This is a genomic window from Collimonas sp. OK307 (assembly GCF_900113705.1).
In the GTDB taxonomy this organism is placed as follows: Bacteria; Pseudomonadota; Gammaproteobacteria; order Burkholderiales; family Burkholderiaceae_D; genus Collimonas.
On sequence record NZ_FOQI01000007.1, the window covers coordinates 72371 to 98421 of the forward strand.

The window sequence follows — 26051 nt, forward strand, 5'->3', positions numbered from 1 at the left end:
AACCTGCAAAGACTCAGTGCTACTGCAAGGCTATCAACTAGAGTTTCTTAATGGCAAAATCAATTGCGGCACGGTAACCATCCACACCCAAACCACAAATGACACCCACTGCGACATCCGATAAATAGGAATGATGTCGAAATGTTTCTCGCTGGTGGATGTTCGAGATGTGGACTTCTATAAAACGGATTGCCACTCCCGTTAATGCGTCGCGTAAGGCCACGCTGGTATGCGTAAGCCCGCCGGGGTTGATCACAATGGCGTCGACACCTTCTGTTTTGGCCGCGTGGATGCGGTCTATCAGTGCGCCTTCGTGATTGCTTTGGAAGTGCTCAAGCCGAGCCCCGGCAGCAGTTGCCTGGACCCGTGCTGCTTGTTCGACATCGCTGAGCGTGGTCGAACCGTAGACTTCTGGCTCTCTTGTACCCAGCAAATTCAGGTTGGGTCCGTTGAGTAGAAGTATATTTTTTGCCATGGAGATGATGCTCCGTTTGACGATGATGGCCGCATTTTGCCGTCAAATGACGCTGACTGGCAAGGGGAAATTTGTTTCTGTTAAATTTCAGCGGGGCAATGTTAATTATTTTTCCCGAGTGCGCCAAGGCTACAGCAATCCCAGGTCTTGTCGTAACTCGTCAAATTTAATGCTACCCAGATACATTTTTTTTACCTGGCCATCGCGGCCTATCAAGACGGTAAAGGGCAGGCCGCCGCTCTGGTTGCCGAACTGCCGCAGCAGCGCAGTGGCGCCAGTACCGGCTACATATAATGGGTAAGAGATTTTGTACTTTTCTGCAAATTTAGCTATGTTGTCGGCGGAATCGATACCGATGCCGACGATTTGAATATTTTTAGCAGCTATCTCAGCTTGCAGGGCATTCAGTTCCGGCATCTCTTCCACGCATGGCGCGCACCAGGTTGCCCAAAAATTGACGACCAGGGGTTTGCCCTTCCATTGTGACAATGCAGTGCTCTTGCCACTGGCGTCAGGTATTTCCTGGGCCAGCAGACTGGCTACCGCCACGCTTTCAGGAGATGCCGGCGTATGGCGTTGAACGCCAAAATAAACGCCGATCACGCAAAATAGAATGGCAATCGGCACAAATATGAATATATTTCTTTTCATTAATCTTCTTTTTGATTGTCTTCCGGATTGATCAATGCAAGCACCGCATTAAGATCGGCACGTTCGGCCCGTTTACCGGATGCGGCCCTGATACTACCGCGCAAATCGTCAGTTTCATATAGGGTGAGATGAAGTCCTTCTTTTTTATACATGAAACTTACAGTTTCGACCGGGTCGTTATTACCACCGGTTTTAAGAGGTGGGCTGGTCGACAGCTCAAATTGCACATTCTTATTAAAAAGGAAAATTTCGACGTCTTTGGGGCTGTCGACAAACAAGTGTAAATAGATATCCGAGTGTTCCCCGGCAGTGCCGTTGAGGACGGCGCCTGTAAGATAAGGCTTAAATTGCGTTAGTTCACCCATGATTTCGGCGGCTATCCGGCGCAAATGCAAGAGGCGCGCCGGTTGGGTGTCGGCAAAGAACAGTGCGTTATAACTACGTACTTCTTCTTCGATCTGAGCGTTATCAGGCAGGAAATCACCGCGCGTTTTCCCACCACCTCGTTTGCTGCCGAGGCACAGCTCCACGGCTTTACGCTTCGCAGTGCCATAATCGGCGCCGTCCTCGGCGATCATGCGGGCCGCCGCCGCCGCAATTTCCGCGCGCAGCTGTTCTAGTTCAGGTGAAAGATTGGATGTCATGACCGGCATGATAAATCCATTTGACCGCGCGCGTTCTGCTGTCCGTGAATACACTAAATACAGGATTAAGCAGAATTTGAAACCGTTTGCCGGTTTTCAGTGCCTTACCTCCTCTTTTTTACTTTTTCCAGGCCCTGTTACCGGGTGCGGCGGCCGCTCAGGTAAAATCACGGTATTCCTCTTTTCAGCATAGTGAAACTCAAGAATGCATATTCATATCCTTGGTATCTGCGGCACCTTTATGGGTGGTTTGGCGGTGCTGGCCAAACAGGCCGGGCATAAAGTCACCGGCTGCGATGCCAATGTGTACCCACCGATGAGTACCCAGCTCGAAGAGCAGGGGATTACCCTGATTCAAGGCTTCGGTGTCGAACAAACTGCTTTGCAGCCCGATTTGTACGTAATCGGCAATGTTGTGGTGCGTGGTAATCCGCTGATGGAAGAAATCCTGAATCGCGGCTTGCCCTATATCTCGGGTCCGCAATGGATCGGCGAGCATATTCTGCGCGACAAGTGGGTTCTGGCGGTGGCCGGCACCCACGGCAAGACCACGACTTCAGCAATGCTGGCCTGGATCCTGGAAGATGCCGGCTACGATCCGGGTTTTCTGATCGGCGGCGTGCCGATGAATTTTGGCATATCGGCGCGTTTGTCGGGTAAGACAGGCGCTGGCACAGAGGCATCGTCGTTCTTTGTTATCGAAGCCGATGAATACGATACGGCATTTTTCGACAAGCGCAGTAAATTCGTCCATTACCATGCCAAGACCGCGATTCTGAATAACCTGGAATACGATCACGCCGACATCTTTCCTGATCTGGCGGCGATCGAAACCCAATTCCATCACTTGGTCCGCACCATCCCTGGCGTCGGCCGGCTGATCGTTAATGGCCGCGAACCGGCATTGCAACGTGTGCTGGACCGCGGATGCTGGAGCGAAAAGGAATTTTTCGGCGGTGATAACGACCAGCAGGGCTGGTCGCTGTACACGCAAGACAACGGCCACTTTGAAGTAGGTTTTAATGGCGAACCGCAGGGCACGGTGCAGTGGGAATTGAGCGGCGAGCATAACCGTATGAACGCCGTGGCCGCAATTGCCGCCGCCCGCCATGTCGGCGTACCGCCGGCGCAGGCCGTCGACGCCTTGTCCCGCTTTGAAAGTGTTAAACGGCGCATGGAATTGCGCGGCAGCGTTCGCGAGATAGCGGTGTACGACGACTTTGCCCACCATCCAACCGCAATTGCGACCACGGTCGCCGGTTTGCGCAAAAAAGTAGGCGCGGCGCGGATCCTCGCGGTGTTGGAGCCGCGCTCGAACACGATGAAGCTGGGAGCCATGAAAGAAGCGCTGCCGGGTAGTTTGAGCGAGGCCGACCTGGTGTTCGGCTATGGCGCCAGGGGCACTGGAAAAGACGCGCTGGACTGGAACCTGGCCGCAGCTTTGCAGCCGCTTAGCAGCAAAGCGAGTACTTACGACCAGCTCGACCAGCTGGTGGCGGCGATAGTCAAGGCGGCCCAACCGGGGGACCAGATACTGGTGATGAGCAACGGCGGTTTCGGCGGCGTCCATCAAAAGATTCTGACTGCGCTTTCTTTGCCGTTGCCGGAATTGCAATGATTTTGTATCTGCACGGTTTTCGCTCTTCGCCCCAATCGTTCAAGGCGCGTCTGCTAGCCGAGCGCATGCAGCAGCTGGGGCGGGCTGCCGAATATCTGTGTCCGCAACTGCCGGCATCACCAGCTGCCGCGATTGCTTTGGCGCGCGGCTGCCTTCAAGATTGCGATCCGGCTGACCTGACCCTGATCGGCTCCTCGCTGGGCGGTTACTACGCCACCTGGCTGGCTGAGCAACTGGGCTGTCGTGCGGTGTTGCTGAATCCGGCAGTCAAGCCGCCGCGCGACCTGGAAAAATATGTCGGGGTCAGTACCCAGTATCATTCCGATAAGCCATTTGAGTTCAAGCGCGAGTACATCGAAGAATTACAGGCTTTACAGATCGAACAAATCACCCGCCCGGAGCGTTATTTCCTGATTGCCGCCACTGGTGACGAAGTGCTCGACTGGCAAGAAATGGTCGGCCACTATCCGCAAGCGAGACAGCTGGTGATACAAGGCAGCGATCATGGCATCAGCGAATTCGCCGAGTATGCCGATACGGTGCTGGCATTTTGCGGGATTGCAATCGACCCCGCATCGACGGCGAGGATTTGATGTCACGTTCCCGTACGTACGCCCGATGGCATGATCATGCCAACGCCGTCGATCCTTCCGTTCATTTGCGCGACTGGCTGACCGATAGGGTCTCGCTGACCTATAAGCTGATGGCGCATTGCCAACAATTTCGGGTCCAGCGCTTGCGCCAGCAGCGCGCCATGTGCCTGGCCGAGGAATGGCAGGCAATCGGCTTGCCGCGCCGCCTCCAAGTGCAGGAGCGGGATGTCTTGCTGCGCTGCGACGACCATCCCATGGTGTTGGGACACACGGTGCTGGCACTCGACGCGACGACCACTGAATGGCCGTTTTTCGGCACCCTCGGTGAGCGCTCACTTGGCACCACGCTGTTCGGCGATCCGCTGGTGCAGCGTGGCCAGTTGCAATTTGCCCGGCTGTACGGCGATCATCCATTGGTGCGGCGCATGTGCGCTGCCAGTGGCAAGGACAATTTTCCTTACCCTTTATGGGCTAGGCGCTCGGCCTTCCGCCGTAAAACCGGCGTCATGCTGGTGACAGAAGTATTTTTTCCCGAGATCGAGGAGTTGCGGCGCGCGCGTCCGGACATAAAATTATTGTCCCCCGATTTTTCCGTTTCCTCTGATCTGTCCAGGCATATTCATCCGGCTCATCAATTATTATCATTTGGCGCTGCAAGATAAACAAACAAGCACGAAGTGCTGGCAGCGGTATCATCAGAAATCCACACGTAAAGCATGCAATGAATCTATTTTTTGAAGAGTCCGGCGACTTTAAAGCAGGTGTCGTACTGTCGCAGCAAGGCGAGGCCTATCAGGTCGAACTGCAATCGGGCAAACGCAGCAAGGTCAAGTCCAAGGACGTGTTGCTGCAATTCACCACGCCGACACCACAGCAATTGTTGGAAGACGCGCAACAAATCGCGCAACAGATCGAGCTCGATTTCCTGTGGGAAGTCGCAGGCCAGGATGAGTTCGGATTTGCCGAACTGGGCGCGGAATATTTTGGCCATGCGCCGCTGCCGGCAGAAGCTGCGGGTTTGTTGTTAAGCCTGCACACAGCGCCGATTTATTTTTATAAAAAGGGCAAGGGCCGTTACAAGGCCGCGCCGGAAGCCTCGCTGAAAGCAGCCCAGGCCGGTATCGAAAAGAAAAGACAGCAAGCCCTGGTCCAGGCCGAATACGTCGCACAGCTGAAGGCAGGGAAATTGCCTGATGTGATGAAGCCGCTGGCGCTGCAGCTCTTGTTCAAGCCGGACAAGAATAGCCTCGAATACAAGGCGCTGGAGGCCGCTTGCAATGAGTTGCAAACTTCGCCGCAGCGCTTGATGCTGACGGTCGGCGGTATAGCCTCGCCAAAGGAATTGCATCTGTCCAAATTCCTGCTGGAATTTTTCCCCAAAGGTTCGGGATTTCCAAAGATCGCGATTCCTGCAGTGGCGGATCTGCCTCTGGCGCCGGTGCTGGCATTTTCCATCGACGACGTGACCACGACTGAAATCGACGATGCCTTGTCGGTACAGACGCTGGCAGACGGCAAGATACGGATCGGGATTCATATCGCCGCCCCGGGCCTGGGCATCAAGCGCGGCGATGCGCTGGACGCGATTGCTCGCCAGCGCATGTCGACCGTGTACATGCCAGGCGACAAGATCACCATGCTGCCGGACGAACTGGTAGAAGCTTTCACCTTGGCCGAAGGGAAAAGCTGTCCGGCGCTGTCGCTGTACGCCACGCTCGATCCTGCCGACTGGAGTGTGATCAGCACAGAAACCAAGGCTGAACTGGTGCCGATTTCCGCCAACCTGCGCCACAACACGCTCGACGATCTGGTGACAGAAGAAAATCTCGCCAACGACGCCGGCGACTATCCGCACAAAGCTGATATTGCCGTGTTGTGGAAATGGATACAAGTGCTGGAGCAAGGCCGCATGGCCAAGCGCGAAAGTTTCGGCTTGCGGCCCGAGCAGAACAACCGGGTCGATTTCAATTTCTATGTGGAAGACGATGTTGTCACCATCGCGCGCCGCAAGCGCGGTGCGCCGCTGGACAAGATCGTCGCCGAATTGATGATTTTTGCCAACAGCAGCTGGGGTAAGCTGATGTCCGATCATGGCGTGCCTGGCATTTATCGTGCGCAAGGTGGCGGCAGCGGCGGCTGGACGGCCAAGATGCAGGTGCGCATGGTTACCCACGCTGCGCCGCATCAAGGGTTAGGGGTCGATCAATACGCGTGGAGCACGTCGCCGTTGCGTCGTTATACCGACCTGGTCAACCAGTGGCAGATCCTGGCCTGCGTCGAAGGTGGCGTCGCTGCACCGCTGGTAGCGCCATTCAAACCGCGCGACGCCGATTTGTTTGCGATCGTTTCCGGTTTTGATGCCGCGTATTCAGGCTATGGCGATTTCCAGTCGAATATGGAACGTTATTGGTGCCTGCGTTGGCTGGAGCAGGAGCAAGCGCGCCAGGTTGAGGCAGCTGTGCTGAAAGATGAAATTCTGCGACTGGCCGAGATTCCGTTGATCATCAAATTGCCAGGCATGCAACAGCTGGCGCGCGGAACCCAGGTCAAGCTGGATATCATCCGTTGGGACGAGATCGATTTGACGGTCGAGGCACGCTTGCTGGAAGTCTGCGCAGCGCCAAGCGCGGATGCTGAACAACCGGAGCCGGATGAAGATGAAATTTCTGAAGAGCTGGATGCCGCAATGGATATGCCGCATGAAGTGGTTGAGACAGCGGTCGAGGTAGCGCCGGCGGATCAGGCAACTAGCGAAGATGCTCCGGTCGTCGAACTTGAGGGCACCATCCAGGAGACCAAACCGCTGGCAGAATGAACTGTCGCTGTAATTTCACGACGGGCGAAGAAAGCAACGGTAAATTTCCCGTAGGCATCTCGCTTTGTCGTAGAATCCCTCTCTTTTATAGCGACTTTTAGCTCACGCGTGAAATCCTTTTTCCAAAATCGAATCCTGGTAGGCGCCATCGCAGCGTCGGTACTGGCGCATGCAGGGTTGTTGGCAGTCCGATTTGCGGCGCCGGAAGCGTTCAAGCTGAAACCCACTGATCCTGCGCTGGAAGTGATCCTGGTGAACGCCAAGCACAATACCAAGCCGGTCAAGCCGGAAGCGCTGGCGCAAGCCAATCTGGATGGCGGTGGCAATGCCGATGCAGGCCGCGCCAAATCCCCGCTGCCTGATATGCGCAAGTCGGAAGATGGCGACAATGTGCAGGCTACCAAGCGCCGGATCGAGCAGCTGGAACAGCAGCAACAGCAAATGCTGGCGCAAATGCGCAAGGACACGCCGTTGAAGATGCCAGCCATGGATCTGCACGACAAGGCTAGCGAGAACACGCCGCAACCTACCGGCAGCGATCTGGTCGAGAGCGCCAAGGCGATCGCCCGCAAGGAAGCGGAAATCGCCAAGAATATCGACGATTACAACAAACGGCCGAAAAAGACCCAGATCACCCCGAGCACGCGCGCAGTTGGCTACGCCGCCTATTACAAGTCGTTCCAGGACAAGGTCGAAAAGCTGGGCACCTTGAATTTCCCGAAAAAGAACGGCCGGAATTTGTACGGCAGGCTGGTGGTGTACATTCCTATTTACCAGGATGGCTCGCTGTACACGCGAGAGGGCGGTCCAAGAATCGAGCGCGGTTCCGGTAATCCTGACCTGGATCGCGCAACCCTGAAAATTATTGAGCGCTCGGCACCGTTCGGGCGCTTCCCTGAAAATATGCGCAGCAGCGGCAAAGACGATGTGTGGGAAGTGATTTCCACTTTCGAGTTTACCCGTGAGGGGCAGCTGGAAGCGCAACTGATGGGTGGGAGTAATCAATGACCGCTTTACCTTCGTTCGCCGCCTACGTTGTGATCGGCAATCCGATTGCGCATAGCAAGTCTCCCGACATCCATGCGCGCTTTGCTGCCGCTACCGGTCAAGACATGCGGTATGCACGCTTACTGGCGCCGCTCGACGGTTTTGTCGCGACAGTGCGGGAATTCGTCGCGCAAGGCGGCCGCGGCGCCAATGTCACCGTGCCATTCAAGCTGGAAGCGTATGCGCTTGCCAGCAAGTTGACGGCCAGAGCCAAAGCTGCAGGTGCGGTGAATACCTTGAAGTTCGATGGCGATGAAATATTAGGTGATAACACCGATGGCGTCGGCCTGGTAAACGATATCGTGCTGAATGCCGGTGTCGACCTGTCGCATAAAAAAATCCTGTTGCTGGGAGCAGGCGGAGCCGCGCGCGGCGTCTTGTTGCCGCTGCTGGAATGCCGGCCGGCGCAGCTGACAATTGCCAATCGCACTGCCACCAAGGCACTCGAGCTGGTGCAGCAGTTCCAGCAATATAACGGTGGCGATTGCGCATTGAGCGCTTGCGGTTTTGCCGACGTACAGGAGCAATACGACCTTGTGATCAATGCCACCTCCGCCAGTTTGCAGGCAGAGTTGCCGCCAATCGCAGCCAGCGTATTCGGCCCTGCAACGCTGGCCTACGACATGATGTACGGCGCACAGCCAACCGTGTTCATGCAGTTTGCGGCAACCCATGGCGCTCAGGTGCGTGACGGTTTGGGCATGCTGGTTGAGCAGGCGGCAGAAGCGTTTTTTGTCTGGCGTGGTGTGCGGCCGCATACCGACGAAGTGTTCGCCGCCTTGCGCGCGCAGCTTTAATTGTTGTTAATTATTTGCAGGGAATCAAGATGAAGTCAGCCGGCAAAATTTTCCTGCGCATATGCATGCTGCTGATCGCCGCAGTTCTGCTGCTGCAGGTTTATTTTTTCGTACAGATCTGGTGGTGGGTCGATCATAACCCCAGCTCTACCAGCTTCATGCGGCATCGCTTGTCGGAGTTGCAGGAAACCGTGCCTGACGCGCAGTTGCAATTCAAATGGGTGCCCTACGCACGCATCTCGACCAATCTGAAGCGGGCGATCATTGCCTCTGAAGATGCCAATTTCTCCGAACATGACGGCGTCGACTGGGATGCCCTGCAGCAGGCCTACGAGAAAAATACCAAGAAGGGCAAGGTGGTGCGCGGCGGTTCCACCATCACCCAGCAACTGGCGAAGAACCTGTTCTTGTCCGGTGAACGCAGTTATCTGCGTAAAGGGCAGGAACTGATCATCACCTACATGCTTGAGTTCTTGATGGACAAGGAACGGATATTCGAAATTTACCTGAACGTGGTGGAGTGGGGCAACGGCGTTTTCGGCGCCGAGGCGGCGGCCCAGCATTATTTTAGAACCTCGGCCAGCAATCTCGGCGCCAGCCAGGCAGCGCGACTCGCTGTGATGCTGCCGAAGCCGCGTTTTTACGATAAGAATCGCGGCTCGGCATATCTGTCGCAGCGCACCGGGCTGATCTTGCGGCGCATGGGATCGGCTGAATTACCTTAAATTGCCTTAATGTACGGGCCTGCCGAAAGTTGTTTAAATTATAGCGAATCACGATTGTCGGGACGCAACAAATTTAACCGCAGCTTCTCTGAAAAACAGTCTCCGAGGTAAGCATGATCAATGTATTTGTTTTACAAAATGGCCGCCTCAGCCAAGTCAACATCGAGAGTCACAGCGACCTTGAGCAAGTGCAGCCGGTATGGGTCGACCTGACCGAACCGAACGACCAGGAGCGGGCTTGGGTCAAGAGCATTTACGGCGTGACCTTACCGGGTGAAGACGAAGTCAAGGATATCGAGGCCTCGGCCCGTTATTACGAAGCCGAAAACGGCGACTTGCACCTGCGCACAGATTTTCTGTTTGAAGAAGACGACGGCCCGTCGTCGACCGTCACCGTGGCTTTTATCCTGGCGCGCAATATATTATTTTCGGTGCATGGAGAAGACCTGCCGGTGTTTCGGCTGGTGCGTATGCGTGCGCGCTCGCGGCCGGGCTCTATCGGCGACTACAAGGACGTGCTGCTGGATCTGTACCAGACCGATGCGGAGTATTCTGCGGACGCCCTGGAGGGCGTATACAAGAAGCTGGATGAGGTAAGCCAGCGCGTATTGCAAAAGAAACTTACCGATCAGGCCGCGGCCGAAGCTTTGAGCGCCATGGCGCATGAAGAGGATTTGAACGGCCGGATCCGGCGCAACATGATGGATACGCGCCGCGCGGTAAGTTTTTTGATGCGAGGCCGCTTGTTGAACGTGGATCAGTTTGAAGACGCGCGCCAGATTCTGCGCGACATTGAATCGCTGGACGGCCACACCGCCTTCCTGTTCGACAAGATCAACTTCCTGATGGATGCGACGGTGGGTTTCATCAACATCAATCAAAACAAGATCATCAAGATATTCTCGGTTGCCTCGGTAGCGTTTTTACCACCTACATTGATCGCCAGCATCTACGGCATGAACTTTCGCTTCATGCCAGAGTTCGACTGGTCTCTCGGCTATCCGTTTGCGCTGGTCTTGATGGTGTGTTCAGCAATCACGCCGTTCTGGTATTTCCGTCGGCGCGGCTGGTTGAATTAAAAAGAGACTTGCGTAACAAGGAGTAGCGTGGTCAGGATTTTCTGCGCCACGCCATGGCGCAACCATCGGCGTGGGCACTCGTGCCCACCCCACATTACACCAGCTGCGCAAACGCACCGCGCGCTGCCGCGATAGTCGCCTCGATCACCGCATCGTCATGCTGCGCCGATACAAAGCCTGCCTCGAATGCCGAGGGCGCCAGATACACGCCGGCGTCCAGCATCGCATGGAAGAATTTGTTGAACAGATCTTTGTTGGACGCCATCACCGCTGCGTAGGTGCCAGGCACCGTTTCCGCAAAATACAAACCGAACATGCCGCCGATCGCATCGCCGCAGAAAGTCACGCCGGCATCCTTGGCGGCCTGGCTCAGGCCGTTGACCAGTTTGCTGGTTTGCGCCGTCAGGTTCGTGTAAAAACCCGGTTCCTGGATCAGCTTGAGCGTGCTCATGCCAGCCGCCACCGCCACTGGATTGCCGGACAGCGTGCCGGCTTGATATACCGAACCCAGCGGCGCCATATGGCCCATCAAATCGGCACGTCCGCCGAACGCCGCCACTGGCAGGCCGCCGCCGATGACCTTGCCCAGCGCGGTGATGTCCGGCTTGATGTCGTACAGCGCCTGGGCACCGCCCAGCGCTACCCGGAAGCCGCACATGACTTCATCGAAAATCAATACAGTGCCGTATTGCGTGCACAGGCGCCGCATGGTTTGCAGGAACTCCGGTGTGGCGCGCACCAGGTTCATGTTGCCGGCAACCGGTTCGACGATCACGCAGGCGATCTGGTCTCCCATGTCCTTGAAGGCATCTTCCAGTTGCTGGGTATTGTTGTAATCGAGTACCAGCGTGTGCTTGACGAAATCTTCCGGCACGCCGGCCGAGGTCGGATTGCCAAAGGTCAGCAAGCCGCTGCCGGCCTTGACCAACAACGAATCGGCGTGGCCGTGGTAACAGCCTTCGAACTTGACGATCTTGTCGCGACCGGTGGCGCCGCGCGCCAGGCGTAGTGCGCTCATGGTGGCTTCGGTGCCGCTGGAAACCAGGCGTACTTGTTCTATCGACGGCACCAGTTTGCAGATCTCTTCGGCGATTTCAATTTCGCCTTGGGTCGGCGCGCCAAAACTCAAGCCGCGTGCGGCTGCATCCTGCACGGCCTTGATCACAGTCGGATGAGCGTGGCCGACAATTGCCGGGCCCCAGGAGCCGATGTAATCGATGTAGCGGCGGTCGTCGGCATCCCAGAAATAGGGGCCTTCGGCGCGGGTGATGAAACGTGGCGTGCCACCCACGGAGCGGAAGGCGCGCACCGGCGAATTGACGCCGCCAGGTGTGGTCAGTTGGGCGCGGGCGAACAGGGTATCGTTATTGGAAGTCATGTACTTAGTCGTCGGAAATAAAGTGAGTAAGGCGCTGTTTCGAGAACCGCGCAACAAAAAATCAGAGAGCGTCGCCGGCATCCTCGTCACGCCGTTCCAGGCCCTCCTCACGCGCCCAGAAATAGCGGTCTGGAATCAGTTTTCCCATTCCCAGCCGTTGCGCGGCAGTGACTGCAGCAAGGGTGAATTCCTGCGCTTCTGAAACTGCTTCAGGTACGTCCAGGCCGTTTGCCAGCATCGCTGCAATTGCCGCCGACAAAGTGGTGCCGGCGCCGCTGAACGAGCCGGATACGCGCGGCCACGAGTCTTGCCTGACGACGCCCGATTCATTGAACAGGGTGTTGCCGATTTCGGCGGCCGAGGTTGGCGTGCCGGTGACGAACAAGTATTCGCAGCCGAGCTCGATGATGCGCATCGCATCGATGCTCATCATGTCTTCGGACGAAGGTTCGCGCCAGGTTTCTGCCAGGCGCGCCAACTCGACCGCAGATACCAGCATCACCGTGGTTTGCGGAATCAGCAGTTCGCGGATTGCAGTCAGCAAGTCTTCGCTGTCTTGCCCCTGATCCGGCATGGCTGACAGAAAAGGGTCTAGAATCAGCGGGATTTCAGGATAATCCGAGACGATCTCGGCGATCACCGAGACGCTTTCGATACTGCCCACGGCGCCTACCTTGAAGGCCGCCACCGGCATATCCTCCAGCAGCACGCGCGCCTGGTCGGCTACCCAGTCGGCGTCGATTTGCTGGGTATCTTCGATACGGGCGGTATCGCCGATCAGGATAGACGTGATGACAGAAAGGCCATGGCAGCCCATGGCGGAAAAAGTGGCCAGATCGGCCTGAATTCCGGCAGCGCCGACGGGGTCGGCAACGCCGAAGGTCAATATAAGAGGAGAAGTTTGGTTTTGCACGGCGGGTAGATTAAGATATCCGACTTTGCATTTTACTTGATTGAAGGGTCGCCGCTGTGAGCAATAACGAAACTACCAAAACTGAGTTCAAAACCTGGATGTGTCTGATTTGCGGCTGGGTCTATGACGAAGAAGCCGGTTTGCCGGAAGAAGGCATTGCGCCCGGCACGTTGTGGGACGATGTACCGATGAACTGGACTTGTCCGGAATGCGGCGCGCGCAAAGAAGATTTTGAAATGGTTGCGATTTAAGCCAAATACCACATTTTCATTGCAGGAATATCAAGTTATCGTCTCAAGTTACAAAATAAATTGAACTTTATCGACTACCTACAAGAAACATTGTTCTAAGGAATGTCTTTCTTTGTTACAGTGACGCCGTAGATTTATTTGGATTGAATGAGACAATTTCATGACAACATCACTTGGCGGCGTCAACCTGAAGGTAATGGTAATTGACGATAGCAGCACAATCCGGCGTTCTGCGGAGATTTTCCTGAGCCAGGCTGGTTATCAGGTAGTACTTGCCGAAGATGGTTTCGACGCTTTGGCAAAAGTGAACGATCACAAGCCTGCGCTGATTTTCTGCGACATCCTGATGCCGCGCCTGGACGGCTATCAAACCTGCGCCTTGATCAAAAAAAGCGCTAAATTCCATGCTACGCCAGTGATCATGCTGTCGTCCAAAGACGGCCTGTTTGATCGCGCGCGCGGCGCCATGGTCGGTTCTGACGAATATCTCACCAAGCCGTTTACTAAAGACAGTCTGCTGAAGGCGGTGCGCCAGCACACCCAGACAGCGGAAGGTGCTATCCCGGTTACTGCTTAAGGCGGGTTAACTGATTTACATAATTTGAAGTACGAAGCAAATAAAGGTTGAACATGGCCATACAGAAAATTCTCATCGTCGACGACTCGCCAACCGAGCGTTATTTCCTGACCGATATCCTGGCGAAGGCCGGCTATTCGGTGTCGACTTCCGAAAACGGCGAAGGCATCCTGGACAAGATCAAGGCGGACAAGCCGCAGCTGATCCTGATGGACGTGGTGATGCCTGGCCAGAACGGCTTTCAGGTAACGCGCTCGATTACGCGTGATGACGACACCAAGGATATCCCTATCATCATCTGCAGCAGCAAGGGTTTGGAAACCGACCGTATCTGGGGCTTGCGCCAGGGTGCGCGCGATTACCTGGTGAAACCTATCGATCCCAAGGAACTGCTGGCAAAAATTGCAGCGCTTGGTTAATGAAACGCTGCGAACGCCGGATTTAACGTTGCTGTATTCACGCCAAATGAGCGCCCAATCAATATGACCCAATCAAGCTCGCATCTGACGGCAGAAGCATCGCCTTCGTCGCTACCTGTCAACAAGGTCGCACTGGACGCCGACTCGCGCCGCAGCCGGCTGCGCGAATTCCAAACGCACTTGCTGGAGCGGATGCAGGCTGCGCGTAGCGGCACTGACGAGCAGGAAAACCAGCTTGGCTTGTTGATCGGACAGACGCGCTGGTTGTTGAATTTGCAAGAGGCCGGCGAAATTGTCGCCGTCGAGCAGATTTCACGCGTGCCGCTGACCCACGACTGGTACCTGGGACTGAGCAATGTGCGCGGTACGCTGATCAGCGTGATCGATTTTGCGCGTTTTCAGGGCCATGGCGTGACGCAAATTGACAAAGAGTGCCGGATTGTTGCTTTCGCACCGACGTTTTCGTTCAACAGCGGCTTGCTGGTTTCCCGTGTTTTGGGCTTGCGCAACGTCGCCCAGATGACCTTGCAGGCCGCGGATTCGCTGGATCAGACGGGCGCCAAACGCTATCTCGATAGCGACGCCCAGGTCTGGACCGAGCTGAGCATGGCCCAAATCTTGCACGACCCTCGTTTTTTACAAGTAGGTTTATGAGTCCCAGGTACTGCTGCAACTGCGGTTGCAACTGCAGCAGTATCCGGTGGCAGCGAATTGGCAATTAGGAGATTCTGTAATGGCATTCAAACTACCGTCTTTATCCAAGGCGGCCAAGGAAGAGCAGGGCGAAGCAGGCGATCGTTTCATGCAAGAGGCATTGATGCATGATCCGGAGCAGACTGTCATGGAAGAACGTTTCATTCCTGAGCCGTCGCCCGCGCCGACATTGACGCCGATCGCTGCGCCGCAACCGACTCTGGCACCGGCGCCGACATTTGCCGCCGCTCCTCAGGAAACTGCCAAAGAATCCGCTGCTGCTGCAACCGGTGCTGCCACGGCTACCGCTTTCGGCGGCGCAGCGGCCAGCATCGCCAGTCCTGATTCGACACCGCTGCCGTTGATCGGCAAGCTGCCGCAACAAAAGCAGATCCGTCTTCTGGTGACGGTGCTGGTCGGTGCTTTGCTGCTGACTATCTTGTTCCTGTGGTTGAGCGCCAAGAGCTCCGCGATGAGTTCGACCCAGACCCAGATCGCCGGTGACGCGCTGATGCACTCGCAGCGTATCGGTAAAGCGACGCCGAATGCGATTCAGGGTAATCCTGAAGCGTTTAAGCAGTTGGCCGACAGCCGCAAGGAATTCAACCAGGATTTGGGCATCTTGCTGAAGGGTGGCGACTACAAGGGTCACAACATCGGCACGCCTAGCGCATCGATGGATACCAAGCTGACTGAAGTCAACAAGGTCTGGTCGAATACCGACAAGGCCGCGGACACTATCCTCAAGCTGCAAAAGGAATTGACCAGCTTCGGTGTGACGCTGCAAAAACTGAACGGCATTTCGCCGAACCTGCTCGATCTGTCGGAACAGATCGCGACACTGAAAACACAGACCGGCGCAACACCGCGCGAAATCGCCGCATCGTCGCAGCTGGTCATGTTGACCCAGCGTCTCGGTCGTAGCGCCAATGAATTCCTGACCTCGGAAGGTGTGAACCCGGAAACGGCATTCTTGCTGGGTAAAGATACCAATACTTTCCGCGACATCGTCAGTGGTTTCCTGAACGGCAGCGACGTACTGCGCCTGCCGGCCAGCAAGAGCGAAGAAGAACGCAGCAAACTGACTGAACTGGAAAAGAGCTTTGCCGAGTACCAGGAATCGGTGGCATCGATTCTGGGCAACATGCAGAACTTCGTTTCCGCTAAACAATCGGAACAATTGATCTTTACCGAGAACGAAAACCTCAAGCAACGCCTGAGCGCATTGCAAGATACCTATCGCGATGCACAGGACTCGCAAAGCATCTGGTTCTGGCTGATGTTGCTGGCTGCATTGACTACTCTGCTGGCAGCAGCAGGGATTGCCTGGGTCCAGGTGCAGGACGGACGTCACCGTACCCACGAAGCTGACGTACGCCGGATGGAGGCGGAAGAACAGCGTCTGCAAGCGATCCGCCAGGAAGAAGATGCAAGTAACGCCAACGACCAGAACCAGGCCGCGATTTTGCGCCTGATGAATGAATTGCAGGAAGTGGCGGATGGTGACTTGACGGTGCAGGCGACGGTGTCGGAAGACATTACCGGCGCGATTGCCGACTCGGTTAACTACACGGTGGAAGAGTTGCGCGGACTGGTTGGCCGGGTTACCGCAACCGCACAGCAGGTGACAGTGGCGTCGGACCAGGCGCAAAGTATTTCGATCGAACTGCTGGCGGCGTCGCAACGGCAGTCACGCGATATTCAAGAAACCACGCAAGCGGTTCTCGACATGGCGACCCAGATTACCGACGTTTCCAAATCGGCTAGTGAATCGGCTGAAGTGGCGCGGCAGTCGGTTAGTGCGGCGGAAGAAGGCTCCAAGGCAGTGGAAAACGCAATTTCCGGCATGAACGAAATTCGCGAACACATCCAGGAAACTTCCAAGCGCATCAAGCGGCTGGGTGAATCGTCACAGGAAATTGGTGAAATCACCGAACTGATTTCAGACATTACCGAACAGACCAACGTGCTGGCGCTGAACGCAGCAATCCAGGCCGCTTCGGCTGGTGAAGCCGGCCGCGGATTCTCGGTGGTTGCGGAAGAAGTTCAGCGTCTGGCGGAACGTTCGGGTGCAGCGACCAAGCAGATTGGCGCGCTGGTACGTACCATTCAGACCGACACCCACGATGCGGTGGTAGCGATGGAGCGTTCGACGCAAGGGGTGGTCGAAGGAGCCAAGCTGTCAGATGCGGCTGGTGCGGCGTTGTCGGATATCCGACGCGTTTCGAACCGTTTGGCGGAACTGATTCAAAGCATTTCTTCCACTACCGAGCAGCAGGCCAACTCGGCAAACGGCGTGGCTACCAACATTCAAAACATTCTTTCAGTTACTGAAAAAACACGGGAAGGTACACGACAGACGGCCTTGTCGATTCGTGAACTGTCCAAGCTGGCAGAAGATTTGAAGAGCTCGGTATCGCGTTTCCGCGTGACCAATTAATGTGTAGCACCGTGCTTGCTGTCCGTCTGACGGAGCAGCAAGTACGGTATCCCTTACCTGGGTTGCGCCGCTGTCGCGCCTTGGGTAATGGATATGCATAGTGGTCGATCCGCTTGGCCACTCCCTGAACCCACGAGGCAGTCATGACCACCGATTTTTCCAGTACCGCTGACTCTGCGCGGACGCATCTTGATACCGGACCATTGTCATGGGTGATGAGCGAAATTCGCGAGGCGCTGAATCAGTCCGGTAACGCCCTGTCCCAAGCGACTGGCGCTACCAGCGACGATCACTCGACCGCCATCCGCCATGCCAAAACCTATTTGCACCAGGCGCATGGCGCGTTGCAGATGGTCGACGTCGACGGCGTCATCATCATAACCGAAACCGTTGAAGACATACTCGAGCGTGCCGAATCAGGGCAGGCCGAACTGAACCAGCAGCATGTGCAGGTTATCGGCAATGCCTATCAGGCATTGATCGAATACCTGGATGAAGTATTGGCTGGCGGCAGCCATCAGCCGGTGCGTTTGTTCCCTTACTATCAGGCGCTGCTGGAGATCCGCGGCGCTGAAAGAATCCATCCGGCGGATCTGTTTTTCCCTGACCTGACCATTCGCCCGCACTTTCCTGCGGCGGAGCAGGTTGCGGCAGTCGACGCCGAAGTTTATCTGCCGTTGCGCAAGCGTTTCGAACGCGCACTGCTGCCATTCTTGAAAAGCGCCGACAAGACGGTTGAACTGGAAAACGCCGCAGCCATGCAAGTGGTAGTGACAGAAGTCGAGCAAATGCAGCGCAACCAGCAGTCGCGCGCGTTCTGGTGGGTGATGCACGGCTTCTCGGAAGCGGTTGCTAACGAGCAGATATCCAACGAACTCTACGTTAAACAATTATTTGCCCGCATTAACCTGCAGTTGCGCCGTCTGAGCCAGGGTTCGTCGAGTATCTCTGAACGGTTGTTGCGGGATGCCCTGTTTTTTATCGCCGGCGTTGAGCAAGCCTCCAAGCTGGCAAACCAGATTCGCATTGCCTATCGCTTGAACGGCCTGGTGCCGGCCGATTACAACATCCGCCACTACGGTCAGATCAGCCTGGATGCATTGGGCACTGCCAAAGATCGCCTGAACCAAGCCAAGAATATGTGGGACCGACTCGCTAGCGGCGATGCCAGCCCGGCAGCTGCCTTCGAACAGGAAATGCATGGTTTGAGCGAAGCCGGTAGCCAGCTTAACTCGCCATCGCTGTCGAAGCTGCTGCGCGAACTCAATGGCATCGCGCGGCACGCTGCACATTCGCGGCCAGGCGATGCGATCTGTATGGAAATCGCCACTAGCCTCTTGTTCATTGAAAATACGCTGAACCATATCAGCCGCCTGCCGGAGAATTTTTCCGAACGCGCCGATGCGATGACCGCGCGGCTGTTGTCGGTGGTGTCTGGCGAGAAGCTGGGCAAGCCGGCGCAATGGATTGACGATATCTATCGTGAAGCGCAGCAGCGCCAGACCGTCAAAATGCTGGCCTCTGAAATGTTGTCCAGCTTGCGCCAGGTCGAAAAAATGCTGGACGAATTTTTCAACGATCCGGAACGACGTGAGGTATTAACCCAGATCGAACAAGTGCTGCATCAGATTCAAGGCGCCCTGGCAATCCAGGAGCAGAGCGACGCCATGCGTGTGGTCGAACATACGCGCAGTACTCTGCAGCGTTTTGCGGCTGAAGGCAGTGATGTAGTACCGGAACAAAAAGAGTTTGAACAGATTGCGCAAAACATCGGCGCGCTCAGCTTCTTTATCGAAACTTTGCAGCACCAGTCGGATACGCAAAACAATCATTTTACTTTTGATGAAGAAGCGGGCGTGTTCCGCATCAACCTGCTGGAACGGCGTGCCATGGCAGCGGCTCCGTTACCCGATCCGATAGTGCCTTCATCTGCTGGCGATAGCCATGCGACTGTGGCAAAAACGGCTGTTGGCGATAGCTTGCCGTCCTTGCCCGAGTTGGCAACCGTAGAAGATGAACTGTTGCAGCATCAGCAACAATCCGCGGAACTGGCGTTGTCGCTGACCGCGCAGCCGCATGATCCGGAACTGCAGGAAAAATTGAAAGAATCGCTGGTGCAGATGCGGGGTGATGCTGCGTTGAGCGACAATCCCGACGCTACCGATCGGGCTCAGGCCGCCATCGATATCCTCGATCATCCGGATTTCTCCGGGTCGCAGCAATCGATGGCAGAAATTGTCACCACGATCGTGCCGTTGCACACGGCAGAAGTTGCGGCACCGGTGGCCGCGATAGCAGTAAGCGACGAGGAGGCCGATGCCGAACTGCGTGAGATTTTTTTGTCCGAAGCGGACGAGGTCCTGACTAATGCCAGGAATACCTTGCCGCTGCTGCACGACGCGCCCCATAAGCAAGAGCCTTTAACCGTATTGCGCCGTGCTTTTCACACCCTGAAGGGTAGTGGCCGCATGATCGGCTTGAACGCTTTCGGCGAAGCCGCCTGGAGCGTTGAACAGGTATTGAATTTGTGGCTGTCCGAATCGCGCGCAGTAAGCGACGATCTGAATGCCTTGCTGGACCACGCTGTGATGCAACTGGATGGCTGGGTAAAAGAGATTCAGCAGCACGGGCAGTCGCAACAGACGCCGGATGCATTGGCTGAAGCCGCTGCAAGAGTCCGCGAAGGCGGCTCGTTTGCGGACACTGCGCATGCGCCAGTTTCGACTGTTTTGGCCGCGCCGGAGGAATTGCATGAGTTCGGCGATTTGCCGGATGTGCCGCTCCAAGCCGAAGAAATCCAGCTGACCGACGACGATCTGGCTTTCTTCAGCGCCGCGCATGCTACAGATTCAGTTGATCTTGAGCAGACGCCATTGCCGGAGATTCTGTCTGAAGATCATGTTGCAGCAAATGCGGAGCCTGCAGTTATCGAGGCGACGCCAGAACTTCAGGCCGAGCCGGTCAGCGCCGAGGTAATCGCTTTTCCGGGCATGCAGGAAATCCGTCACGACGACAGCACCAAGCAAATTGGCGATCTGACTATCAGCCTGCCGCTCTACAACATTTATCTGGCCGAGACCGACCAGCTGGTACGCCATCTGTCGCACGATTTTGCCGAATGGCGGCATGAGCCGGAGCGGCCGGTGTTGACCCAATCGGTACATGCGGCGCATTCGCTGGGCGGTAGTTCCGCCACGGTCGGTTTCAAGCCTTTGCAGGAAGTTGCGCATGCGCTGGAGATGGCGCTGCAACGGATGGCGCTGCAGCCAGGCAGCTTGCACGGATCGGATTACGACACCCTCCAGCTCAGCGTTGAGCGCGTCAAATGGATGTTGCAGCAATTTACGCAAGGCGACATGCCGTATTACGAACCGGCCCTGGTTAGCAGCCTGGACAGTTTGTGGCAAGGGCAGGAATCGCGTGGCGTCGAAGCTGAGACGCTGCAGGAGTCTGCCGCAGACACCGTCGCGCATATCGATGTGGCGGAGGCGCCGCAAGTAAATCCTGAGCCTGAGTTCGAACCGGTAGCTGAGAGCCATTTCGAATCGCTCACGGCTGTCGCTGAAAATACCAGCGCTCCGGTCGGGAATGGCGAAGAACAACCCGCGCAACCTGTACAACCGATATCGATCGCGCCGGTTTTGTCAGTTACACCGCAGCATCCTGCTGCGGCAGTGCCCCATCTGTTCAATGCAGAAGCTGAAGAGATCGATCCCGCACTAGTGGTTCGGGATGAACTGGATCCCGACTTGTTGCCGGTGTTTCTGGAAGAGGGTAGCGACATGCTGCCGCAAATCGGCAGCGCCTTGCGCAGCTGGCAGCAGAACCCGTCTGACGTGAAGCCGTCGCAAGCAATCCTGCGCCATCTGCACACCATCAAGGGCAGTGCCCGCATGGCTGGCGCGATGGTGCTGGGCCAGCATATGCACGAGATGGAAAGCCATATCGAGGTGATTCTGCAGACGGGTGCATCGTCCCGCCAGACTATCGATGAGTTGTTGAGTCACTATGACCGCGGCGCGCAGATGTTCGAGAATCTGCGCAATCCGCAAGCGCAGCAGCCAGCAGTACCAACTGCTTCAGCTGAACCCGCCGCGACGCCAGTGGCACATGCTGCTGTCAATTTGCCGAGTGTGATGCCGTCGCTGGCCGCCGGCGTGGTGCCGATGCCCGCGGTAAGCAGCGCCACCGGGCTGGTATCGCAGGTGCGCGTCAATGCCGACGTGCTGGACCGGTTGGTGAATCAGGCCGGTGAAGTGTCGATTACGCGTTCGCGGCTGGAATCGGGTATCGGTACCTTGCAGATGTCTCTGTCGGAACTGACCGAAAACGTCGACCGCTTGCGTAGCCAGTTGCGGGAAATCGAAATCCAGGCGGAAGCGCAGATCAGTTCGCGCATGACGCTGGCCGGCGAGCGCGAATTCGATCCGCTTGAATTCGACCGTTTTACCCGCCTGCAGGAACTGACGCGGATGATGGCAGAGAGCGTCAACGACGTCGCCTCGCTGCAAAAGAATCTGACTATCACGGTGGATGGCGCCAATACCGACTTGTTGACGCAACGTCGCCTCACACGTGATCTGCAACAGGATCTGATGCATGTGCGTATGGTGCAATTTGCGAGTATCGGCGAGCGTTTGTATCGATTGACGCGCCAGGTCGCCAAAGAACTGGATAAACGGGTCAACCTGGATATCCGCGGCAGCAACGTTGAAATCGATCGCAGTGTGCTGGAAAAAATGATCGGCCCGTTCGAGCATTTGCTGCGTAATGCGATCGTTCACGGGATTGAATCGCGTGAAGCGCGGCGTGCAGCTGGCAAGAGCGAAACCGGTGAATTGAAACTCGAAATCCGTCAGGACGGTAATGAAATTCTGATTCAGTTGTCGGATGACGGCCAGGGTTTGAATCTGCAGCGGATTCGCGACAAGGCGCGCACGATTGGCTTGCTGGAAAGCGATCAGCAGATAAGCGACCTCGAAACCACCGACCTGATTTTCCGTCCCGGATTTTCGACCGCGGCGGATGTCACGGAACTGGCCGGCCGCGGTGTCGGCATGGATGTGGTGCGCTCGGAAGCGGCTTCCCTGGGCGGCCGCGTTGCCGTCAGCAGCGATGCTGGCCAGGGCACGCATTTCACGATTCACTTGCCATTGACACTGGCGGTTACCCAGGTGGTTCTGTTGACCACCGGCGGCAGCACCTATGCCGTGCCGTCTGCGCTGGTAGAACAGGTGCAGCAATTGAAGTCGAAGGCGCTGGCCGCGGCTTATAACGATGGCTCGTTGATCTGGCAAGGCCATAAAGTGCCGCTCCAATATTTGTCGACCTTGTTGGGCGATGCCGAGATGGTGCCGGTGGCGCAGCAGTATTCACCTGTCATCATTTTGCGCAGCGGTAATGACCGGGTCGCGCTGCATGTGGATGAAATCATCGGTAACCGAGAAGTCGTGGTCAAGAATATCGGCCCGCAACTGTCGCGGATGATCGGGATAGCCGGTGCTACCGTGCTCGGCTCGGGCGATATCGTGCTGATCTTGAATCCGGTGCCGCTGGCGCAGCGGCAGCTGCAAAATGCATCGCATGAACTGCGGGCGCCGCGGCAGTCGGATCTGGCTACCCATGACGTAATGGGCGCCGTGGCGGAAATGGGCAGCAGCGTCGAGCATGGCTTGCCGCAGACAGCTCATCCAGTCCAGGCAGTACAGGGTTTACGCAGCCAGAGTGTGGTGATGGTCGTCGACGATTCTTTGACCGTACGCCGGGTGACTCAGCGTTTGCTGTCACGTGAGGGTTATCAGGTGGTGTTGGCCAAAGACGGTGTCGACGCATTGGAGCAACTGCAAGCGATTACGCCTGACGTGATGCTGGTGGATATTGAAATGCCGCGTATGGATGGTTTCGATTTGAGCCGCAATATCCGTAACGACGAACGCACCCGTCATATCCCTATCATCATGATTACTTCACGCACGGCTGCTAAACATCGCAGCTACGCGATGGAGCTGGGCGTCAACGAGTATCTGGGCAAGCCGTATCAGGAAGATGAATTGATCAGCACCATCAGGTCATACATCAGTAAAGAAGTTAATACCCTGCAATAACACTTTGTGCGGGTGTGCGGAAGATACGTCTTCCACGCACCCGTATAAATTTCTCCTACTCTCCAGTCGTTTTTTTTACCACTGCGTAACGCTGCAAAGTCGCTTTTCGCGCTTCATCGTGTTGCACTAGCGGTGGCGGATAATTTTGCCCCAGACTGATTCCGGCTTTTTGTAGTTCTTGCGCAGGTGCCAGCCACGGCGCGTGGATGTGTTTATTGCCGAGAGCTGACAACTGCGGCAGATACCGGCGTATGAATTTGCCGTCGGCATCGAATTTCTCGGATTGTGTGATCGGATTGAAGATGCGGAAATAGGGTTGCGCATCGCAGCCCGAAGATGCTGCCCATTGCCAGCCCCCATTGTTGGCCGCAAGATCAAAATCGTTCAATCGCTCGGCGAAATAACGTTCGCCCCAGCGCCAGTCAATGCCAAGATCCTTGATTAAAAAAGATGCAACCACCATGCGAAGGCGGTTGTGCATGTAACCGCTCTGGTTGAGTTGCAGCATGGCGGCATCGACCAGCGGGTAGCCGGTACGGCCGTCGCACCATGCCTGGAACAACGCAAGCGCGTGCTCGCCGCTCTGCCATTGGATAGCGTCGTAGTCCGGTTTGAAAGCAGCTTGCACCACGTGCGGATAGTGATGCAGGATCATGAAGTAGAAATCGCGCCAGATCAGTTCGGATAGCCAAACCGCGGCGCCACTTGCGGCATCGCCCTGATGCAAGGTTTGATAAGCCATACGTGCCAGCGTGCGAATCGAGATGGTGCCGAAGCGTAAGTGTATAGAGAGATACGAGGGTCCTTTGATCGCAGGAAAATCCCGGTTTCGGTCGTATTGCCCGATACGCACCATGAAATCCTCCAGCAGGCGAGCAGCGCCTGACATGCCGGGATGGATCTTCAGCGTTTGCAGATTGGTGTGCTTAAAGCCTAGTGCCTCAAGGTTCGGTATGTTGCCCACCTGCGATGCAGGTGACGATGCCAATCGGGCCGCATATTTTTCAATCGGATAGGGCTTCAAAAAAAAGGAGCCGTCCGCTGTGGCCAGTTTTTTTAGCCAGGCATTCTTGTAGGGCGTAAAAACAGAAAACGGCTGGCCCGCCATCGTCAGCACTTCGTCGCATTCAAAAATCACCTGATCCTTGAAGCTTCGCCAATCGCGGCCGTCGGCTGCCAGCATGTTGGCTATATCGGCATCGCGTTGCCGTGCCTGCGGCTCGTAATCGTGATTGCTGAATACCGCGTTGACGCCAAGATGCTGTGCCAGTGCGGGGATAACGTCGCGGGCGGCGCCGTAGCGCACAATCAGCCCGCCGCCGAGCTTACGCAGTTCCAAGTCGAGCTCGATAACGCTGCCATGGATGAATTCCAGACGGCGATCGGCGCTCAGGCCAGCGTCAAGCAAGGGTTGTAGAATCTCGGTGTCGAACACGAATACGCAAAATACCGCCGCGCTGCTGGCTAACGCATGATGCAGAGCCGAATGGTCGGAGATGCGCAAATCGCGGCGAAACCAGGCCAGGGATTTTTCAAATTGCGGCATGGTGATAGTGATGACGCTAAAAAAAGTATGACGGAGAGGTAGCGCCGAAGCGGGATTGCGACGACTTTACCTGACAACCAGCACTATTCAAAGCGGCTTGAGCGTAGTTAAAACTGATAAAATGCGTCTATGGCTAAGCTCGATACAACTCCGGAAGATTCTCCCGCGCCCAAGAGCGACGCGAAGGCGGACGCAGATTCGCCGTCTCTGAATCTGACAAATCATTTCCTTATTGCAATGCCCTCCATGCTGGATCCCGTTTTCGGCGGGACCGTTGTCTATTTGTGTGAGCATAATGCTAATGGTGCACTCGGCGTGGTGATCAACAAACCGACCGATATGACCATGCAGGTGTTATTCGACCGTATCGATCTGAAGCTTGAGATCAGTCCCGGGGCAGGCGAGCTGGATTTCGACGATCCGATGGCCGAACGGCCAGTGATGTTTGGCGGTCCGGTCCAGGTCGAGCGCGGCTTTGTACTGCATACGCCGGTCAAACAGTATTCATCGACACTGAGAGTGACTGATCAGATTGCCATGACCACCTCCAAGGACGTGCTGGAGGAAGTCGCTCATGGCAACGGGCCGCAGCGGATCCTGGTCAGCCTGGGATGTTCCGGCTGGAGCGCCGGCCAGCTGGAAAGTGAAATTGTCCGTAACGGCTGGCTGACCGTGGCTGCCGATCCCGCTATCATTTTTGAATTGCCGATTGCCGAACGTTTTGCCGCAGCAGTCAATCTGCTGGGCATTTCCCCATATATGCTGACTGCGGAATCCGGACGTGCGTGAGTTGCCGGGATGGCCTGAGTTGCCGGGACCGCGGATGGACCTGCCCGGGAGCCTGGCATGAGTGGTTTGGCCGGCACGGTGCTGGGTTTCGATTTCGGCTTGAAGCGTATCGGAGTAGCCGTTGGCAATACAGTGTTGAAACAGGCGCAACCGCTGCAGGTGATCAGTGCGGCTACCAATGACGGCAAGTTTGCTGAAATCGCGGTACTGATCAAGGAATGGCAGCCGGTCCTGTGCGTAGTAGGCTTGCCCCTGCATCCTGATGGCGCAACCCATGAAATGACTGTCCGCTGCCAGCGTTTCGCCAACCAGCTGCATGGCCGCTATGATGTCGCCACGGTGCTGGTAGATGAACGCTACTCCTCTGCGGTGATCAGGCAGCAGCGAGGAGAAGTAATCGACGACCAGGCTGCAGCCATTATTCTGCAGCAGTATTTTGATGACTTATTTGAGTGACTTATCTGAATGATCTTGTTCTGATTTTGCGATGAAGATGC

22 protein-coding genes are annotated in these 26051 nt (G+C 56.1%); 16 read left to right on the top strand and 6 right to left on the bottom strand.

Annotated features, from left to right (window positions below):
• Window positions 1-37: 37 nt before the first annotated feature.
• The 3 genes from aroQ to BM205_RS11105 form a co-directional block, all read right to left on the bottom strand.
• Window positions 38-475, bottom strand: a complete 438-nt coding sequence (gene aroQ / locus BM205_RS11095; RefSeq protein WP_092414569.1) for a type II 3-dehydroquinate dehydratase — start codon at window positions 473-475, stop codon at window positions 38-40.
• 129 nt (window positions 476-604) lie between these two features.
• Window positions 605-1126, bottom strand: coding sequence for a TlpA disulfide reductase family protein (locus BM205_RS11100; protein WP_092414570.1), 522 nt, complete (start codon window positions 1124-1126; stop codon window positions 605-607).
• Window positions 1126-1779 carry a hypothetical protein gene (locus BM205_RS11105; protein WP_092414571.1) on the bottom strand — a complete coding sequence of 218 codons (654 nt, stop codon included), beginning with the start codon at window positions 1777-1779 and terminating at the stop codon, window positions 1126-1128. The genes BM205_RS11100 and BM205_RS11105 overlap by 1 nt, the downstream gene beginning before the upstream one ends.
• Before the next feature lie 196 nt (window positions 1780-1975).
• Here BM205_RS11105 and mpl point away from each other — a divergent pair, with 196 nt between their 5' ends.
• The 8 genes from mpl (at window position 1976) to corA (ending at window position 10444) form a co-directional block, all read left to right on the top strand.
• Window positions 1976-3388: a UDP-N-acetylmuramate:L-alanyl-gamma-D-glutamyl-meso-diaminopimelate ligase gene (mpl, locus tag BM205_RS11110; RefSeq protein WP_092414572.1), complete on the top strand. Its 1413-nt coding sequence runs from the start codon at window positions 1976-1978 to the stop codon at window positions 3386-3388.
• Window positions 3385-3981, top strand: a complete 597-nt coding sequence (locus BM205_RS11115) for a YqiA/YcfP family alpha/beta fold hydrolase (RefSeq protein ID WP_092414573.1) — start codon at window positions 3385-3387, stop codon at window positions 3979-3981. Before mpl ends, BM205_RS11115 begins: the two co-directional genes overlap by 4 nt.
• A complete protein-coding gene (locus BM205_RS11120; protein ID WP_092414574.1) occupies window positions 3981-4643 on the top strand; it encodes a chorismate--pyruvate lyase family protein in 663 nt (220 codons plus the stop codon). Before BM205_RS11115 ends, BM205_RS11120 begins: the two co-directional genes overlap by 1 nt.
• 59 nt (window positions 4644-4702) lie before the next feature.
• Window positions 4703-6796 carry a ribonuclease catalytic domain-containing protein gene (locus BM205_RS11125; RefSeq protein ID WP_092414575.1) on the top strand — a complete coding sequence of 698 codons (2094 nt, stop codon included), beginning with the start codon at window positions 4703-4705 and terminating at the stop codon, window positions 6794-6796.
• Window positions 6797-6904: 108 nt separating this feature from the next.
• Window positions 6905-7804: a TonB C-terminal domain-containing protein gene (locus BM205_RS11130; RefSeq protein ID WP_092414576.1), complete on the top strand. Its 900-nt coding sequence runs from the start codon at window positions 6905-6907 to the stop codon at window positions 7802-7804.
• Entirely contained in the window at window positions 7801-8640 is an 840-nt protein-coding gene (aroE, locus tag BM205_RS11135; RefSeq protein ID WP_092414577.1) for a shikimate dehydrogenase, read from the top strand. Before BM205_RS11130 ends, aroE begins: the two co-directional genes overlap by 4 nt.
• A 29-nt stretch (window positions 8641-8669) precedes the next feature.
• The gene (gene mtgA / locus BM205_RS11140; RefSeq protein WP_092414578.1) at window positions 8670-9365 is read left to right on the top strand and encodes a monofunctional biosynthetic peptidoglycan transglycosylase; all 696 of its coding nucleotides are present in this window, start codon (window positions 8670-8672) and stop codon (window positions 9363-9365) included.
• Window positions 9366-9478: 113 nt separating this feature from the next.
• On the top strand, window positions 9479-10444 hold the full coding sequence (corA, locus tag BM205_RS11145) for a magnesium/cobalt transporter CorA (protein ID WP_092414579.1): 966 nt from the start codon (window positions 9479-9481) through the stop codon (window positions 10442-10444).
• A 94-nt stretch (window positions 10445-10538) separates the two neighbouring features.
• Here the strand turns inward: corA and hemL are convergent, their stop codons facing one another.
• On the bottom strand, window positions 10539-11822 hold the full coding sequence (hemL, locus tag BM205_RS11150; protein WP_092414695.1) for a glutamate-1-semialdehyde 2,1-aminomutase: 1284 nt from the start codon (window positions 11820-11822) through the stop codon (window positions 10539-10541).
• 61 nt (window positions 11823-11883) lie between these two features.
• Window positions 11884-12735: a bifunctional hydroxymethylpyrimidine kinase/phosphomethylpyrimidine kinase gene (locus BM205_RS11155; protein WP_092414580.1), complete on the bottom strand. Its 852-nt coding sequence runs from the start codon at window positions 12733-12735 to the stop codon at window positions 11884-11886.
• Window positions 12736-12833: 98 nt separating this feature from the next.
• On the opposite strand from BM205_RS11155, the gene BM205_RS11160 reads away from it, so the two are divergent.
• From BM205_RS11160 to BM205_RS11185, 6 genes are all read left to right on the top strand, one after another.
• A complete protein-coding gene (locus tag BM205_RS11160) occupies window positions 12834-12986 on the top strand; it encodes a rubredoxin (RefSeq protein ID WP_038495022.1) in 153 nt (50 codons plus the stop codon).
• 160 nt (window positions 12987-13146) lie between these two features.
• Window positions 13147-13563: a response regulator gene (locus BM205_RS11165; RefSeq protein ID WP_092414581.1), complete on the top strand. Its 417-nt coding sequence runs from the start codon at window positions 13147-13149 to the stop codon at window positions 13561-13563.
• Window positions 13564-13616: 53 nt separating this feature from the next.
• A complete protein-coding gene (locus BM205_RS11170) occupies window positions 13617-13982 on the top strand; it encodes a response regulator (RefSeq protein ID WP_038485766.1) in 366 nt (121 codons plus the stop codon).
• Between the two features lie 63 nt (window positions 13983-14045).
• The gene (locus BM205_RS11175; RefSeq protein WP_092414582.1) at window positions 14046-14636 is read left to right on the top strand and encodes a chemotaxis protein CheW; all 591 of its coding nucleotides are present in this window, start codon (window positions 14046-14048) and stop codon (window positions 14634-14636) included.
• Window positions 14637-14715: 79 nt separating this feature from the next.
• Entirely contained in the window at window positions 14716-17115 is a 2400-nt protein-coding gene (locus BM205_RS11180) for a methyl-accepting chemotaxis protein (RefSeq protein WP_254783851.1), read from the top strand.
• A gap of 143 nt (window positions 17116-17258) precedes the next feature.
• Window positions 17259-23219: a hybrid sensor histidine kinase/response regulator gene (locus BM205_RS11185; RefSeq protein WP_092414584.1), complete on the top strand. Its 5961-nt coding sequence runs from the start codon at window positions 17259-17261 to the stop codon at window positions 23217-23219.
• A gap of 55 nt (window positions 23220-23274) precedes the next feature.
• Here BM205_RS11185 and BM205_RS11190 read toward each other — a convergent pair whose 3' ends face one another.
• Window positions 23275-24765, bottom strand: coding sequence for a cryptochrome/photolyase family protein (locus BM205_RS11190; protein WP_092414585.1), 1491 nt, complete (start codon window positions 24763-24765; stop codon window positions 23275-23277).
• A gap of 129 nt (window positions 24766-24894) precedes the next feature.
• Between BM205_RS11190 and BM205_RS11195 the strand changes: the two genes are divergently transcribed.
• A complete protein-coding gene (locus BM205_RS11195; RefSeq protein WP_092414586.1) occupies window positions 24895-25554 on the top strand; it encodes a YqgE/AlgH family protein in 660 nt (219 codons plus the stop codon).
• A gap of 57 nt (window positions 25555-25611) precedes the next feature.
• Entirely contained in the window at window positions 25612-26010 is a 399-nt protein-coding gene (gene ruvX / locus BM205_RS11200) for a Holliday junction resolvase RuvX (RefSeq protein WP_092414587.1), read from the top strand.
• The last annotated feature ends 41 nt before the right edge of the window (window positions 26011-26051 follow it).

What these genes read in the sequence shown, in the direction of transcription:
- BM205_RS11105 (WP_092414571.1), bottom strand. Translation starts at nt 1,779, where the DNA reads ATGCCGGTCATGACATCCAATCTTTCACCTGAACTAGAACAGCTGCGC.
- BM205_RS11165 (WP_092414581.1), top strand. Translation starts at nt 13,147, where the DNA reads ATGACAACATCACTTGGCGGCGTCAACCTGAAGGTAATGGTAATTGAC.
- BM205_RS11180 (WP_254783851.1), top strand. Translation starts at nt 14,716, where the DNA reads ATGGCATTCAAACTACCGTCTTTATCCAAGGCGGCCAAGGAAGAGCAG.
- BM205_RS11175 (WP_092414582.1), top strand. Translation starts at nt 14,046, where the DNA reads ATGACCCAATCAAGCTCGCATCTGACGGCAGAAGCATCGCCTTCGTCG.
- BM205_RS11190 (WP_092414585.1), bottom strand. Translation starts at nt 24,765, where the DNA reads ATGCCGCAATTTGAAAAATCCCTGGCCTGGTTTCGCCGCGATTTGCGC.
- aroQ (WP_092414569.1), bottom strand. Translation starts at nt 475, where the DNA reads ATGGCAAAAAATATACTTCTACTCAACGGACCCAACCTGAATTTGCTG.
- BM205_RS11195 (WP_092414586.1), top strand. Translation starts at nt 24,895, where the DNA reads ATGGCTAAGCTCGATACAACTCCGGAAGATTCTCCCGCGCCCAAGAGC.
- BM205_RS11170 (WP_038485766.1), top strand. Translation starts at nt 13,617, where the DNA reads ATGGCCATACAGAAAATTCTCATCGTCGACGACTCGCCAACCGAGCGT.
- ruvX (WP_092414587.1), top strand. Translation starts at nt 25,612, where the DNA reads ATGAGTGGTTTGGCCGGCACGGTGCTGGGTTTCGATTTCGGCTTGAAG.
- BM205_RS11100 (WP_092414570.1), bottom strand. Translation starts at nt 1,126, where the DNA reads ATGAAAAGAAATATATTCATATTTGTGCCGATTGCCATTCTATTTTGC.
- hemL (WP_092414695.1), bottom strand. Translation starts at nt 11,822, where the DNA reads ATGACTTCCAATAACGATACCCTGTTCGCCCGCGCCCAACTGACCACA.
- aroE (WP_092414577.1), top strand. Translation starts at nt 7,801, where the DNA reads ATGACCGCTTTACCTTCGTTCGCCGCCTACGTTGTGATCGGCAATCCG.
- BM205_RS11160 (WP_038495022.1), top strand. Translation starts at nt 12,834, where the DNA reads ATGTGTCTGATTTGCGGCTGGGTCTATGACGAAGAAGCCGGTTTGCCG.
- BM205_RS11115 (WP_092414573.1), top strand. Translation starts at nt 3,385, where the DNA reads ATGATTTTGTATCTGCACGGTTTTCGCTCTTCGCCCCAATCGTTCAAG.
- BM205_RS11185 (WP_092414584.1), top strand. Translation starts at nt 17,259, where the DNA reads ATGACCACCGATTTTTCCAGTACCGCTGACTCTGCGCGGACGCATCTT.
- BM205_RS11120 (WP_092414574.1), top strand. Translation starts at nt 3,981, where the DNA reads ATGTCACGTTCCCGTACGTACGCCCGATGGCATGATCATGCCAACGCC.
- BM205_RS11125 (WP_092414575.1), top strand. Translation starts at nt 4,703, where the DNA reads ATGAATCTATTTTTTGAAGAGTCCGGCGACTTTAAAGCAGGTGTCGTA.
- mpl (WP_092414572.1), top strand. Translation starts at nt 1,976, where the DNA reads ATGCATATTCATATCCTTGGTATCTGCGGCACCTTTATGGGTGGTTTG.
- corA (WP_092414579.1), top strand. Translation starts at nt 9,479, where the DNA reads ATGATCAATGTATTTGTTTTACAAAATGGCCGCCTCAGCCAAGTCAAC.
- mtgA (WP_092414578.1), top strand. Translation starts at nt 8,670, where the DNA reads ATGAAGTCAGCCGGCAAAATTTTCCTGCGCATATGCATGCTGCTGATC.